Raw genomic sequence first — 14,187 nt, forward strand, 5'->3', positions numbered from 1 at the left:
GCCGAGTTTGGCTAAGGTTTTGCAGCTTCCGCCGCAGCTACTATCTCCGGTGCTGGCGAGTCTGCATAGATGATGCGATTTCTCCCCTGCTCCTTAGCCCTATAGAGAGCCTGGTCGACCAGCTTCAATACCTGCTCGACCGAAACCGGCTGCTGCCAAGATTCGATGGTGGTAGCTCCGGCACTGAGCGAGACAAGAAGTGGGCCGGTGACGGTCTCGCAGGGAGTGGAGCGGATCGCGTTCCGTAGCTGCTCGGCGCGGAGCTGGAGGTGATCCCGGTCGATGCCGCCGAGGACGATGAGAAACTCCTCCCCGCCGTAACGGCCGACCGAGTCGTGCGCCCGCACCGACGACAGCATGCGGCGGGAGATCTCTTCGAGAACCGAGTCGCCCGCCTGGTGGCCGTGGGTGTCATTGATAAACTTGAAGTAATCGACGTCGCAGAGGATCACCGAAACCGGCAGGCCGTCTCGACGGGAGCGGCTTAGCTCGCTCTGCAGAAGCGACATGATGGCTCCGCGATCCCACAACGAGGTGAGGGCGTCGTGCGTAGCCTTGAAACGCATATTCTCGCGCGCTTCGACCAGCTTGTTTTCCAGCTCCAGGATGCGTCGTCCGGTGTGCAGCCGGGCCTTCAGCTCGGCGGGATCGCAGGGCTTGGTCAGGTAGTCGTCCGCGCCTGCCTCAAGGCCCTGCACCACGTCTTCGCTCGACTCCTTGGAGGTGAGCAACACTATATAGATATAGGACTCTTCGTGGAGGTTGCGGACCTCTCGACAGACGCCCAGGCCGTCCAGCTCGGGCATCATCCAGTCGACCAGCGCCAAGCGGGGGCCGTCCGGTTTGGCCAGCTCGCTGACGGCCTCGCGTCCGTTGGCGGCTGTGGTTACCTGATAGCCGCTCTGCTCAAGGATGCGAGCCATCATGCGGCGAGATATCGGATCGTCATCTGCTACAAGGATCTTCACTTAACCAGCTCCACTGCAAGTTCTTCAAGTTTGGCAATCACCCGGACAAGCTCCTCGTCCAGCCGGGAGAGCGTCTCCAGAGCTGGCGCAAGCTCGCCGGTCTTTCCTATGGTTTCAAGTTCTGCGGCCAGCTCGGCGGCGCGGGTGGCAGCCAGGTTGCCCAAGGCCCCCTTGAGCGTGTGGCCGATGCTGTACAGTTCGCCCGGATTGTTTGCGGCGACGGCTTGGCGGGCGCGGCCCATCTGCTCCGGATAGTCGGCGCGGAAGAGCTCGAGCAGCTCGGCCAGCAGCTCGCGGTCGCCGTCGATGCGGCGCATCAGCTCCTTTGCGTCCACTGCGGACGGCTCTGAGTCGGTGGTTACCGGCTCGGTGGCCATAGGCTCTTCGTCGCCCTGCTGCATCAGGTAGCGGTCCAACACCTCGTCCAGCTCCTGCGGGCGGATGGGCTTGGAGAGGTAGCCGTCCATGCCCGCCTCCATGCAGCGCTCGCGGTCGCCCTTCATCACCAGAGCCGTCATGGCGACGACTGGCTGATGGTGATCCTTCCCTGCGGCAAGCTCCTTCTCGCGGAGATACCGGGTGGCCGTCAGACCGTCCATCTCCGGCATCTGCACGTCCATCAGTACCAGGTCGTAGGTCTTCCGGTCGAGCGCCTCAAGAGCCTCGCGGCCGTTGCTCGCGACGATGACGTGGTGGCCACGCTTCTCAAGCATACGGGTGGCAAGCTTCTGGTTGACGACGTTGTCCTCGGCCAGCAAGATGTGCAGGCTGCGGGAGGGATCGCGCTCCTCCTGCAGCGTGTAGCGGGTAATCAAGGGCTTGGCTCCCACCTGCTCTTTAGAGGCCAAGACACGGGCAATCGCCTCGCGCAGCTCCACCTGGCGGACGGGCTTGAGCAGGTATGCGGAGATGCCCAGCTCCTCGCAGCGGGCGGCGTCGCCGCGTTGGCCGCCGGAGGTCAGCATCATGATAGTCGAGGTGGAAAGCTCCATCTTCTCCTTGATCTGCTCGACCAGGGTGAAGCCGTCCATCTTCGGCATGTGCATGTCGGTCAGGATAAGGTCGAAGGGCTCGCGCGCGGCCTGCGCGGCCTCGAGCTGCTTCAGCGCAACCTCTCCGTCGGCGGTGACGGTGGGCTTCATGCCCCAGCGCGTAACCAAGCCCTCGAGGATGCGGCGGTTGGTGCGGTTGTCGTCGACGATGAGCACTTTAACCCCGCGCAGGGTGCCGGGAGCGGCGTTCTCCACGACGACCTGACGGACGGCATCCGTGCCCAGCTTGGCCGTGAAGTGGAAGCGGGAGCCAACGCCCGGATCGCTCTCGACCCAGATGCGGCCGCCCATCATTTCGATGAGGCGACGGGAGATGGTGAGGCCGAGGCCGGTGCCGCCATACTCACGGGTGGTGGAGGTGTCGGCCTGGCTGAAGGAATCGAAGATGGTGGTCAGCTTCTCGGGCGCGATGCCGACGCCGGTGTCGGAGACGATGAAGTGCAGCGTGGTGCACTTGTCCTCGAGCAGCTCGGCCTGGACCTTGAGCGCGATCTCACCCTCGGCGGTGAACTTGATGGCGTTGCCGACCAGGTTGAGCAAAATCTGGCGCAGGCGGCCGGGGTCGCCGACGACCGACTCGGTGACGTCGGGGGCAACCTCGCACAGCAGCTCGAGCCCCTTCTCATCAGCGCGGAGGGCGAGCGTCTTCAGAGTGCCCTCGATGCACTCGTACAGGTCAAAGTCGATCACTTCAAGATCGACCTTGCCCGCTTCGATCTTCGAGAAATCGAGGATGTCATTAATAACGTTAAGCAGGGAGTCTGCGGAAAGCTTGACCGTCTCCAGGTAGTCGCGCTGCTCACGCGTCAGCTCGGTCTCAAGCGCGAGGTCGGTCATGCCGATGATGCCGTTGAGCGGGGTGCGGATCTCGTGGCTCATGTTGGCGAGAAACTCGCTCTTGGCCTGGCTTCCCGCCTCGGCGGCGCGGGTCCGCTCGCGTTCGGCGGTCATCTCCTCCATCATGAGATAACGCTGCTCGCTCAGCTCCAGTTGCAGCGCCTGCAGGGAGAAACGGCGGTCGAGCAAGGCCACGATGAAGACGCCGCCCAGTACAAAGAGAGTTCCCAACGCGATACCGGTCACTCCGACCTGCGAGATATTGATCGCGTGGTCGAGGCTGGCGGGGTCGAGCGGCGCGGGCGTGAAACGTACTGCCGCCATGCCGACGTAGTGCATGATCGGAATGGTAAGCCCCATCAGGACGGCACTGCCTGTCTTGCGCCAGCTCCAGGTGTCGGTCTGGCTGCGCACTGTAAAGGTAAGCCACAGGGCTGCGGACGAGATAAGGATCGCGAGGACGACCGAGAGAATGACCGTCGGCGCGGAGTACATGCACATGGCAGGCAAGCGCATGGCCTCCATGCCGATGTAGTGCATGGCCGCGATGCCGCCCCCCATCAGGATGCCGCCTACCGCGATGGCACCGGTTCCCATGGTCTTGCGGCTGACGACGAAGAGCGCCACCGCCGAAGCCGCGATGGCCGCGGCCGTCGAGAGCAGCACGGTGGGCCAGTCGTAGTAGACCTTGACCGGCAGCCGGAAAGCCTCCATGCCCAGATAGTGCATGGCCCAGATACCGAGCCCCATCGAGACCGCACCGCCGATAAGCCAGACGAGCTTGGCAAAGCCGTGAGAGGCAGTGACACGGCCTGCCAGGTCAAGCGCGGCATAGGCGGCACAGATCGCAACCAGAATCGACAAGGCGACGAGCCGATAGTCATAGTGCCCGATAAGAAAAGTAGCAGTTGCTTCCATGAATTGACCTCTGCTGCCGATAAATCCCCATCACAATCATACTTACTTCCGAGCCTGATCCGGTATGCGCTTTGTGACTCTATCTATCACTGATTGCAGGAACTTAAGCAGAAATACAGATCTCATTCCCCATATGGATATTGAGTGTTCGCTATCAATTGACAGAAACATAAACTATATTCAATCTATGATCCGCAAGTACACCACCATTCACATGCAGTTGCCATGGAAGATCGTCATCGGCCTGTTGTGCATTGCGTTGGTGCTGCTTGGCGGAACACTGTCTGTCGTCCATTCTCACAACCAAGGCAGCGTTTCGCGTGCTGATTGCGGCCTGTGCGCTACAGCGCATTTGACCATTCAGCTTACAGCGGCACCTCCGCAGATACCGGCGTCCGAGGTCTATTCCAAAGTAGAGGCAGCACTTCCTGTTGCCCGCCCACGTACCTTATCCCGATTCGCGCTGTTTACACGCCCCCCGCCTGCCAACGCCTAAAGCCCCTAGATGCAGCGCCACTCGACTTAGAACTGCCACTAAGCAGGACTAACTGTATCTGGCACCCCTAGATCGATGGGACAGAGTCTCACGGAGTTATCCGTTCGAGAACAGCGTTTCTAAAGAACAATTCAGGCCTTTAAACCTCAGGGAGGTTGTGTATGCACACGTCTATCCGACGCAGTGTTGTCGTTACATTCGTGTTTTTCGTCTCAGTTGTATCAGCCCTTTTCGCGCAATCGGCTGGAAGCTCCGGCACCGTCTATGGCACGGTGACCGATGCCTCCGGCGCGGTTGTTCCGAGTGCTTCCATTACTCTGGAAAACCCTGTAAGTCATTATGCCCAGCAGACCAAGTCGGACGGCGCGGGCAAGTATCAGCTCACCAATCTTCCACTGAATCCCTATCACCTTACGATTGCGGCGGCAGGATTTTCGACGATCTCCCGGGATGTCGATGTGCGTTCGTTCGTGCCCATCATTCTCGCGATCAGCCTGAAGGCGGGCAGCAGCACCACTGTGGTTAACGTCGATGCGGGCGACCTGCTCGAAAACGACTCGACCTTCCATACCGACGTCGACCGCAAGCTCTTTGATCGACTTCCCCTGGAGAGCCAGTCGTCGTCTCTCAGTTCGCTGGTTACGCTGGCCTCGCCGGGTATCGCGGCCGACTCAAACGGTCTCTTCCACGGCCTCGGCGACCACGCCTCCAACTCCTTCTCCATCGACGGCCAACCCATTACAGACCAGCAGAGCAAGGTGTTTTCGAACCAGATTCCTTCTAACTCGGTGCAATCGCTCGAGGTTATCTCCGGCGCACCTCCGGCTGAGTACGGCGGCAAGACCAGCGTCGTGATCCAGGTGACCACCCGCTCGGGACAGGGCGTGCATACGCCGACTGGAGCCATTACCGCTTCGTACGGCACCTTCGGCTCGGCGACCGGCTCGGTGGACCTGAGCTATGGCGGCGATAAGTGGGGTAACTTCATCGAGGTAGACGGACTGAACACAGGACGCTTTCTCGATCCGCCGGAGTTTGTTGTCTTCCACGATAAGGGCAACGAAGTCAACAGCTTCGATCGCTTCGACCGGCAACTCTCTCCGCGCGACTCCATCCACGTCAACCTGGGTCTGAGCCGCTCGTGGTTCCAGACGCCAAACGCTTACGACAATCTGAATGTTCAAAATGTAGTCAGCGCCGGGAGCAGCGCCAACCCGGTCATCGGCAGTGTAGGCGATGCCGATCAGAGATCGAAGATCGTTACCTTCAATATCGCACCGACTTACACGCACACCATTGGAGCTAACTCGGTCTTCAACGTGGGGGCTTATGTTCGGCGCGACGCTTATAACTACTACCCTAGCAACAATCCTCTGGCCGACCTGGGGCCGATTCAGGCTCAGTCCATCTCCCAGGCTCGCTCGCTGAATAACGTCGGCGTGCACGCGGACTACTCTTATGCAAAGGGCATCAACAATATCAAGGCTGGAGTCTTCTACTCGCAAACATTTCTCCGCGAGCATGACAACCTTGGCCTGGTTAACGCCGCCACCAATGCACCCTGCGTCGATGGGACAGGTAGCGGACTGCCGGGCTTTACCGATCCTTCGCAGTGCGATGGGATCAATAGCTTCTCCAACGATCCCTCGGTAGGTGGCTTTTATAACCCTGACCTTGCACCATATGACCTTACTCGCGGCGGCTCACTCTATAACTACTTCGGACATACCGACGTAAAAGAACTCGCTCTTTATATTCAGGATCAAATCAAGACTGGTAACTGGCTCTTTAATCTAGGCATCCGCGGCGATCTTTATAACGGACTTACTATCGCAAGACAGGCTGAGCCACGACTTGGCGTCGCCTACACTATCAAACAGACCAATACTGTGCTGCGTGTGTCCTATGCGCGTACGCTCGAAACTCCCTTCAACGAGAACCTCGTTCTATCCAGCCAGGGCTGCGGCAATAATGTGCTGAACCCGCTGCTGGCTTGCTCCCCTGGGATCTCTCCCGCGGCCAGCAACCTACAGCCCGGCTTCAGGAATGAGTTTCATGCCGGACTGCAGCAGGCCTTCGGCAAGAACCTGATCTTCAGCGGCGATTACATCTGGAAGTACACTCACAACGCCTTCGACTTCAGCGTCCTGGGCAACACCCCCATCACCTTCCCCATTGACTGGCATAACTCAAAGATCCCGGGCTTTGCTCTGCGCGTCGATGTTCCTAACTACCATAGCTTCTCCGCCTTCGTCATCATGTCCTCGGTGGCTGCACGCTTCTTCCCGCCGCAGAGCGCAGGCGCTGGTGCTGCACCGGCGCAGCAGGGAAGCACCTATCCCTTCCGCATCGACCACGATGAAAAGTTCAACGAGACAACGCACCTGCAGTACCAGTTTCCCCACAAACGCGGCCCGTGGGTCGGCTTCAACTGGCGCTACGACAGCGGACTTACTGCCGGCTCCGCTCCTTGCTACAACACGACCGATCCCAACAGCCTCTGCCAGCCGATCTCCACAACCATCAATGGGCAACCTGCGGTTGACCTGAGTGGCTTTACCGCCGATCAGGAGTTTGAAGCAGGACTCGTCTGCAATGGCGTGAAAGCCACGCCGTACGCGGCTCTACCCACAACCTGCCTGGCCTCGCAGATCTCCTCGAAGCTGCTCAGCATCCCCGCACCCGGCACCGAGAACGACGACAAGAATCCGCCACGCATTGCGCCGCGCAATGTGTTCGACGCATCAATTGGAGAAGACAATCTCTTTAACGGTGTGAAGTATCGGTGGAGCCTTCGCGGCACGGCCGTCAACCTAACCAACAAGTACGCGCTGTACAACTTCCTTTCGACGTTCAGTGGAACCCACTACCTTACTCCGCGCACCTTTACCGCGGAGCTCGGTTACCACTTCTAACCCGCGACACAACCATTGCGTGTTCGTATCGGCCGAGATTCTTCGGTCGATACAAACACGCTTTGTTCCATCCTTTTTTATTTACAAATTTGCAATTCGCTGCATCCTGCAGCAGGAGAAGTCACTCCATGTGGCAACGTCAATCCCTGGTGGGAATGGTAGATCGGATCGGAATCATCGCCTCAGCCGCCTGCTTTGTTCACTGCGTCGGAGCACCTATCGTGCTCTCATTAATGGCGGTTTATGCCCACCTGCTACCAGCCGAAGAAACAACTCACCGAGTACTGGCCATCCTGGTAACGATACTCGGAGCAGTAGCCATCCTTTCCGGATATCAGAAGCATAAGAGGCGGTCGATCCTCGCTCTCATGGCGCTTGGCCTGGCACTTATCTCTACAGGCGCACTCTTCGGAGACCGACTGCCCTCACACTGGCTTGAGGTGGCAATTACATTGGCCGGAAGTATCTGTATGATCACCGCACACCGGCAGAACCACACTTTCTGCAAACAATGTACGGCCTGCACCTAGACAACAAAGCATAAGCCAGCTTGATGAAATAGCACTCTACGACAAGCGAGGCATACTATGGCTTATTCGCATCGCATACGACGCTTCCGCGGCAGCAGAAAGCGACTCCAGCGTCTTCGCCTTAGCATCAGGCAAAGGTGGACAATACTGCTGATTGCCCTACTCTGCCTTCTCTCTGTTGCCGCTGGAGCATGGCTTGGAATTTCCTTCCGCGACTAACTCAATCCCTGCCCTATCAAGGCTACCAATCTTAAAAATTATTTCTACGCTGGCTACAAATAGTAATCAATGCTCTTTCAGTATTTCCTCGATCTGCTCTTTGGAAACTGGCAAATGATCCTCATTCTGCTTTAGCCATCCCATATAATCCTGCTCGATAACCTGAGTCCAGCGTGCATCAATCTGCCCGGCAGTGTACTTCCCTTCCTGAAGACGCTGATGTCCGAACATATCCCGCAGATGCGTACGCTCGGAGCTTTTCACTACCTTTTCCGCTAGCTGTGGAGGAATAAAAATCACTCCACCATTTCTACCTAGAACAACATCTCCAGGCATCGCCAACGCATGACCGATACGCACGGGCCCATTAATACTGACCATCGTCGAATTCAGCAGCTTTCCCGTTCGCAACGAGCCATAGTGATGGGAGGGATCATAAGAACGCACGAACGCCGTAAAGTTTGGAAGCTCATCAAGTCCATTGATATCTCGAACAGCCCCGTCATAAACAATTCCGTTCCCAGATTTCGCATAAATGGCATTGCCCACGTTATCACCAATTGAAGGCCCATCCACCTTGAGCTGAAAATGATCGGCAACATAGACATCCCTAGGTTGTAGCATATCCACTGGCCATGCATTCATCGCACCAGCTCTGTGATCCTTCACGCCCTGCTCTTCGATCACCTTCTGAATATCGGGCCGTCCCGGCATCCACACAGCCGTAAGCGCTCTCCCAACCAACACTTTATCGGAATGAATGGAAAGCCATCCATCTTCATACTGATGCATAAAGTTGGCCTCCTGCAGAGTAGCCCAGGCCTCTTCGAGAGTCACTGTCTTCATGCGGTCCAGAATGCTATCCGGCACCTTCGGCCGTCCATCAGCAAACCGCTCTCCTTGCCAGTCGGGCGTGTACTTAATGACATCTTCACGTGTAAAAAACTCCTGCTGCGCCTTTACCTTTGGGACAGCAGCAATGAACGCCATCCAACATACAACAACTGCCACGTTCCACTTCAATGTACGATCTAGCATCTTAACTTATCTCCTTCGTGGCGTTACAGATTAGGTTCAAACCAGGGTGTACCTTTGATCTGCGCCTTCTTGGCAGCATCTTCATCCATCTCAACTCCAATACCAGGCTTGTCAGTCACAGTAATATAGCCGTTCACAATGATTTCGCCCTCTTTCACAAATGTTGTCCAAAGATCCACATGGTTGATCCAGTGCCACTCACAGACGAGGAAATTAGGTACTGCCGCACAGACATGAGCTGAGGCCATCTGCCCAATCGGCGATACAACGCAGTGAGGAGCAAACGGAATGTAATAGGCTTGCGCCATATTCGCGATCTTCTTCGCTTCAGAAAGCCCACCTACTTTTTGAATATCCGGCATGATGATGTCAGCCGCCTGCTTCTGGAGTAACTCCGTATATCCCCACCGCATGTACAAATTTTCTCCACAACAGATAGGCGTCGACGTTGAGTGCCGAATGTCGGCCATTGCATCGATATCTTCAGGCGGAACTGGCTCTTCAAGCCAGAGCAGCCTAAATGGCTCCAGCGCTTTTGCGACCTTCTTGCCCGTAGGAGCATCGTAGCGGCCGTGCATATCGCAGGCCAGATCCATCTCCTTTGGAATCGACTCACGAACGTGAGCTACCCACTTCACCATGCGATCGATCTCACCATTGCTGGCCGTCCAATTGACCGAGTCAAACCGTGCGGGATCCTTGGCCTCATCCAGATCGATTTTCATCGCAGTGAATCCTTTGCTTTTGATCCAGGGAAGTTTCTTATCCGACTCGGGACCAAGTGGGTCATCCATGTCGGAGTCGCAATAGATCCTCACTTTATCGCGAAACTTACCACCTAACAATTGATACACGGGTAGTCCGAGTATTTTTCCTGCCAAATCCCAGAGCGCTATCTCAATCCCGGTCAGCGCAGTAATATATTGACCACCTTGCGCCCCTGCGAAGATTCCGGAGACCCGTACTCTCTCCCATAAAGCCTCGACATTGAGAGGATCCTGCCCGATCAATATCCTGCGAAAGCTGCGCACCAATGATGCTGTACCGACCGCCGCATCAGTCGATTCACCTTGTCCATAGAGCCCTGAATCCGTGTAAACACGTACATGAGTCTGTGGCCCATGTACATTAACCTGAGCCGTACGTATGTCTGTAATCTTCATCCTGGGACGTTGCTGTGGTGAACTGTTTGTCTGTATTGCCGCAGCCAATGTAGGAAGGGCAAAGGTTCCAAGGGCCGGCAGAGCAGCACCCTTCAATAATGACCTTCTCGAATACTGCGTCATAATTTATTCCTTTCTTTGCTGTTGTGTAGAGTAAGTCTAGATTTCCAGTTAGAAGTTGATCTTCGCGGATATCTGAAGATCACGAGGATCAACTCCCAAGATGGTTGAGGTAATGGCCTCCGACGTATTAGCGGGGGCAGAAGAATTAATCGTCTGGTTGGGAAAACTCATGGGAGGATGATTTAGCGCATTGAACGCGTCTAGCCGAGCCATTAGATTAATCTGTCTCCAGATCGGGAAGGTGCGAGCAAGAGAGAGATCGAAGTTCACTGTTTGAGGGCCACGGAGTGCTCCCCGCCCCTCAGTTCCAAATCGATATGCGGCCTCTCCCGTCGGGCACCCATTTGTAGCTGTGAGAGCAACCTGGCAGGGCACGGCGAAGGCTGCCGCATTAAACCAGTGGGCATAGTCCTGATGAGCAGGCTTTAGCGATACTCCAGGAATTCTATCCGGCCAGCAATTTGTCGCGTTATTTGGGCAACTACTCATGTTTGTTAACGTAAAGGGTAGGCCGCTTTGAATTGTGGCGATTCCATCGAACTCCCATCCTCCTGCAATCGCAGAAGCGATGCGATTCTCACCTAAGAATTTTCTCCCCCTGCCGAAGGGCAACTCCCAGACATAACTACCGACAAACCGATGAGGAACGTTATAACCAGATGGTCCGTAAGCACCTAGAATATTTGTAATCGTCTGCGTGCTGCCTACTGCACCGCCACTGTTAGTAGCTCCGCCATAGTCAAGGGACTTAGAGTAGCTATAGCTGGCGATCAGGCTTAATCCCCCGCTCAACCTCTTGGTCAATTTTGCATTCAGACCGTTGTAGTTTCCGCGATTTGTATTTTGGCAGTAGTTAATCGAGCGGATTGACGCTATTCCAGGAATAGTCACACGGCTATTGGATGAAATACTCGACGGTCCAGGCTCTACCTCTTGCGGATTAAAACAGTAAAGCAAGTGATTCGAGTGACTTCCCGCATAGGCAACTTCAAGTAGGTAATCATTCAAGAACTGCTGTTCGATGTTGAGCGTATAACTCTGGAAGGAAGGCGTTTGGTTTGCATAAGCCAATCCAATAATGCTGGGATTTGCAGCGATTAAAGCCGCTGTACCAACAGGTTTCACAGGTGTGGGCACAGGAAAAGGCTGCGACAATAGTGGCTCAGAAGTTGCCAACTGTGAACTTGTTGGGTAGTTATTGGTAAAAGTTGCAGAATTTTGAGTAACAGCCCATGGATTCTGAATCCCCAGAAGGCCTGTCCCGGTTGGCTCTTGAGGAAAATAGGAGATCGCATATCCGCCACGAACCACCGTCTTGCCCTTGCCTGTTATGTCATAGGAAAATCCAATACGTGGGCCAAAGTTTCTATACTGAGTCTTAACATTAGCCGTATCGGATACTCCAGGCGTATCGGCGTAGATCAGACTCAAACTCGCCATATCAAAGTTCGTCAAGCGATTCTTCTGCTCCGTATATGGAGTAATCAGATCCCACCTCATTCCCAGATTCAAACTGAGACGTGGAGTTACCTTCCAATCATCCTGGACGTATGCCGCATGTTCCCAAGTCGTCAATACATAGGGGTTCAGCAGCACTCCCCTGGTCGCCCCGGCAGCAGTTCCATTAGCCATCAACCCCATCTCGAGTGATGCAAGGCCATCTCCACCCGATGCGGTCTGTGGATTATTTGTCAGATTGAGACCGAAAGTAAGAGTGCCACGCGTATTGATCCCGGTAAAAGGAGAAGCCTGATCGTCGACGAGACGATAACCAAACTTTATTGAATGTGAACCTCTGGTCCAGGAAACACTATCTTCTATCTGATAGCTGGTCTGTCGTGCCTGAATAGGCAAAAAATTGGGTCCGTCATTAATTGCCGTGTAAGCACCTGCTACCCCTGAAATGGTAAGTGTCGGAATTCCCGAAGTAGCGTCGTTGAAGTTAATTCCATTAATTCCCAAACCCGTTGCACCGTTCAGTCCATAATCCGACTGCTGTGTCAGTGGATTGGTATGCGCGTAACCAATACTGAACTGATTTACCCATGATGGCGAAAAAACGTGAGTTTCGCTAAGTACTGCCCCGCCAGCAAGCAAAACAGTGTTCTGACCACCCGAGATATACGGCCCCAGATTGTATTTCTCCTGAAGTCCGGCAGGTGTTCTAATGCAACAGCCACCTTGGCCTTTTGCAGAAAAACCAGTAAATCGTTCATAACTGTAACGACCAAACATTGAATCCTTGCTGCCGACCTTATAATCGACGCGGATATTCCCGCCATTGTCATTAAGAGTGGTTCCAATGCTATCGGTATAGTTGTTTATCAACCCACCAGTCTGAGGCAATGGATAGATACTCGCGACTGTGAGACCAACAGCGTTTAGATATTTTTGAGGTATGACGTTATTTGCCAGTGGGGTACGAGCAAAAGTCGCCTGTCCATTTACCGTTACAAGTGTCGTGGAGTATGGGTCATAGATCTGACCTCCCGACGGATTGCCACCACTATCAATACACAATCCATCGGCGTTGAGTGATCCGCCGTTTCCCGCACAGAGTTCACTGAAGTTGCCGGTTCTCTCCAGGGCCGTTGGCACCGTGTCGACAAAGGTATTTCCCTGAATCTGGGTCTCACCATAGTAATCCATGAAAAAGAATGCTTTGTCCTTCCAGATAGGGCCACCCAATGCTGCCCCGAACTGATTTCGAATAAAATTTTGCTTGATTGCAGGGGGACGATTGAAGTAGCTTCTCGCGCTCAGATCTTTGTCACGATGGTATTCAAATACCTCACCATGAAATTGATTTGTGCCCGATCTTGTCTGCGTCGTCACGATACCGCTGCCGCGGCCGTACTCTGCGGAGTAAACGCCTGTAAGAACCTTAAACTCTGAGATTGACTCAACTGACGGTTGCACCATCACTGTATTAAACGTGAACTCATTGTCCATAATTCCGTCAACGAGCCATCCACTTGAGTTTTGTTGGGCCCCCAGCGCATTGAAGTCCGAAGCCGCACGCGGATTATAAGTGCTCTGCCCCGAGAGGTTTTCTCCTTGCTGTCCTGTCGTTACGCCAGGAACCAGATAGACAAGTTGTGCGAAGTTGCGACCATTGAGCGGGAGAGCTTCAATTGGCTTCTGTCCGATTACTTCTCCGAGCTCGGCCGTCTCTGATCGGATTAACGGTGCAGCGCTCGTCACCTCAATCGACTCCGAGATTGAACCGACCTTGAGGGCGAAGTCAAGGCGCGCGCGTTGATCGACGTCTATCTGCGTGGGTGGTGAAGCTTGCCGCTGAAACCCTTGCTTTTCTACGGTAACGCGATAACTTCCGGGCGGAAGAAATGGAACCACATAGTTTCCATCCTCGCCGGAAATAACCGTCTGGCTTGTATTTCTTTCAATATTGGTGACGGTTATAGAAGCTCCATCAACCTGAGCTCCCATTGCGTCATGCACGTTTCCTACGATCGTTCCGCTTGTCTGAGCGGATGCGAGTGAGACTGTCAACAGGACTGAACCTAAAAATATCTGAGCACGCCTGAGCATATGATCTCCCATCCAGCACTCAACCTAGCGTCGTCAGATAAGGCTTAGACAGTCACTGTGATTACGCAGGCTTTGTCTAAACTGACGGCCCTATCGCTAAGCGGGTCCAACCATACACCACCATCAACGATACGTGTCAAGCCTTTTAAGTGCTAAAACAGCTACTTTGATGCGAATACTTCATTAGTCCCATAAATTTGTAGATTGAAATACAAAATGAAAATTTCACATAATGAAATTTCAGCGGAATTTGTTACCCCTAACGATGAAGTGCTCGTAGGAGAGCTGTGCCTAGTCGAAGTGGGGAAAAGTACGGATCAATAAATCTGTGAATGACCCGAGGAGGAAGTTGCTTTTTGCAATACGCTCTTTTGTC

8 protein-coding genes are annotated in these 14,187 nt (G+C 54.6%); 3 read left to right on the forward strand and 5 right to left on the reverse strand.

What is annotated here, in order from left to right:
- Window positions 1-11 precede the first annotated feature (11 nt).
- Together FTO74_RS17625 and FTO74_RS17630 are read right to left on the reverse strand one after the other, a co-directional pair.
- Window positions 12-968 (reverse strand): diguanylate cyclase, encoded by a 957-nt coding sequence (locus FTO74_RS17625; RefSeq protein ID WP_162539322.1) that lies wholly within the window; start codon window positions 966-968, stop codon window positions 12-14.
- Complete coding sequence (locus FTO74_RS17630; RefSeq protein ID WP_162539323.1) at window positions 965-3,775, reverse strand: response regulator; 2,811 nt, start codon at window positions 3,773-3,775, stop codon at window positions 965-967. Before FTO74_RS17630 ends, FTO74_RS17625 begins: the two co-directional genes overlap by 4 nt.
- A 187-nt stretch (window positions 3,776-3,962) precedes the next feature.
- Here FTO74_RS17630 and FTO74_RS17635 point away from each other — a divergent pair, with 187 nt between their 5' ends.
- From FTO74_RS17635 to FTO74_RS17645, 3 genes are all read left to right on the forward strand, one after another.
- The gene (locus FTO74_RS17635) at window positions 3,963-4,271 is read left to right on the forward strand and encodes a hypothetical protein (protein ID WP_162539324.1); all 309 of its coding nucleotides are present in this window, start codon (window positions 3,963-3,965) and stop codon (window positions 4,269-4,271) included.
- A gap of 161 nt (window positions 4,272-4,432) precedes the next feature.
- Entirely contained in the window at window positions 4,433-7,186 is a 2,754-nt protein-coding gene (locus FTO74_RS17640; RefSeq protein WP_162539325.1) for a TonB-dependent receptor, read from the forward strand.
- Between the two features lie 155 nt (window positions 7,187-7,341).
- The gene (locus FTO74_RS17645) at window positions 7,342-7,716 is read left to right on the forward strand and encodes a MerC domain-containing protein (protein ID WP_255462645.1); all 375 of its coding nucleotides are present in this window, start codon (window positions 7,342-7,344) and stop codon (window positions 7,714-7,716) included.
- Between the two features lie 285 nt (window positions 7,717-8,001).
- Here FTO74_RS17645 and FTO74_RS17650 read toward each other — a convergent pair whose 3' ends face one another.
- The 3 genes from FTO74_RS17650 to FTO74_RS17660 are packed head-to-tail and all read right to left on the reverse strand — an operon-like array spanning window position 8,002 to window position 13,823.
- Entirely contained in the window at window positions 8,002-8,973 is a 972-nt protein-coding gene (locus tag FTO74_RS17650; protein WP_220399048.1) for a hypothetical protein, read from the reverse strand.
- 23 nt (window positions 8,974-8,996) lie between these two features.
- On the reverse strand, window positions 8,997-10,259 hold the full coding sequence (locus FTO74_RS17655) for a mandelate racemase/muconate lactonizing enzyme family protein (RefSeq protein ID WP_220399049.1): 1,263 nt from the start codon (window positions 10,257-10,259) through the stop codon (window positions 8,997-8,999).
- Between the two features lie 48 nt (window positions 10,260-10,307).
- On the reverse strand, window positions 10,308-13,823 hold the full coding sequence (locus FTO74_RS17660) for a carboxypeptidase regulatory-like domain-containing protein (protein ID WP_345933652.1): 3,516 nt from the start codon (window positions 13,821-13,823) through the stop codon (window positions 10,308-10,310).
- Between the last annotated feature and the right edge of the window lie 364 nt (window positions 13,824-14,187).

Origin of the sequence: Granulicella sp. WH15 (assembly GCF_009914315.1) — a bacterium.
Classification (GTDB): domain Bacteria; phylum Acidobacteriota; class Terriglobia; order Terriglobales; family Acidobacteriaceae; genus Edaphobacter.

Coding starts and splice junctions, on each gene's coding strand:
- FTO74_RS17660 (WP_345933652.1), bottom strand. CDS start 13,823: ATGGGAGATCATATGCTCAGGCGTGCTCAGATATTTTTAGGTTCAGTC.
- FTO74_RS17655 (WP_220399049.1), bottom strand. CDS start 10,259: ATGACGCAGTATTCGAGAAGGTCATTATTGAAGGGTGCTGCTCTGCCG.
- FTO74_RS17630 (WP_162539323.1), bottom strand. CDS start 3,775: ATGGAAGCAACTGCTACTTTTCTTATCGGGCACTATGACTATCGGCTC.
- FTO74_RS17645 (WP_255462645.1), top strand. CDS start 7,342: ATGGTAGATCGGATCGGAATCATCGCCTCAGCCGCCTGCTTTGTTCAC.
- FTO74_RS17635 (WP_162539324.1), top strand. CDS start 3,963: ATGATCCGCAAGTACACCACCATTCACATGCAGTTGCCATGGAAGATC.
- FTO74_RS17640 (WP_162539325.1), top strand. CDS start 4,433: ATGCACACGTCTATCCGACGCAGTGTTGTCGTTACATTCGTGTTTTTC.
- FTO74_RS17650 (WP_220399048.1), bottom strand. CDS start 8,973: ATGCTAGATCGTACATTGAAGTGGAACGTGGCAGTTGTTGTATGTTGG.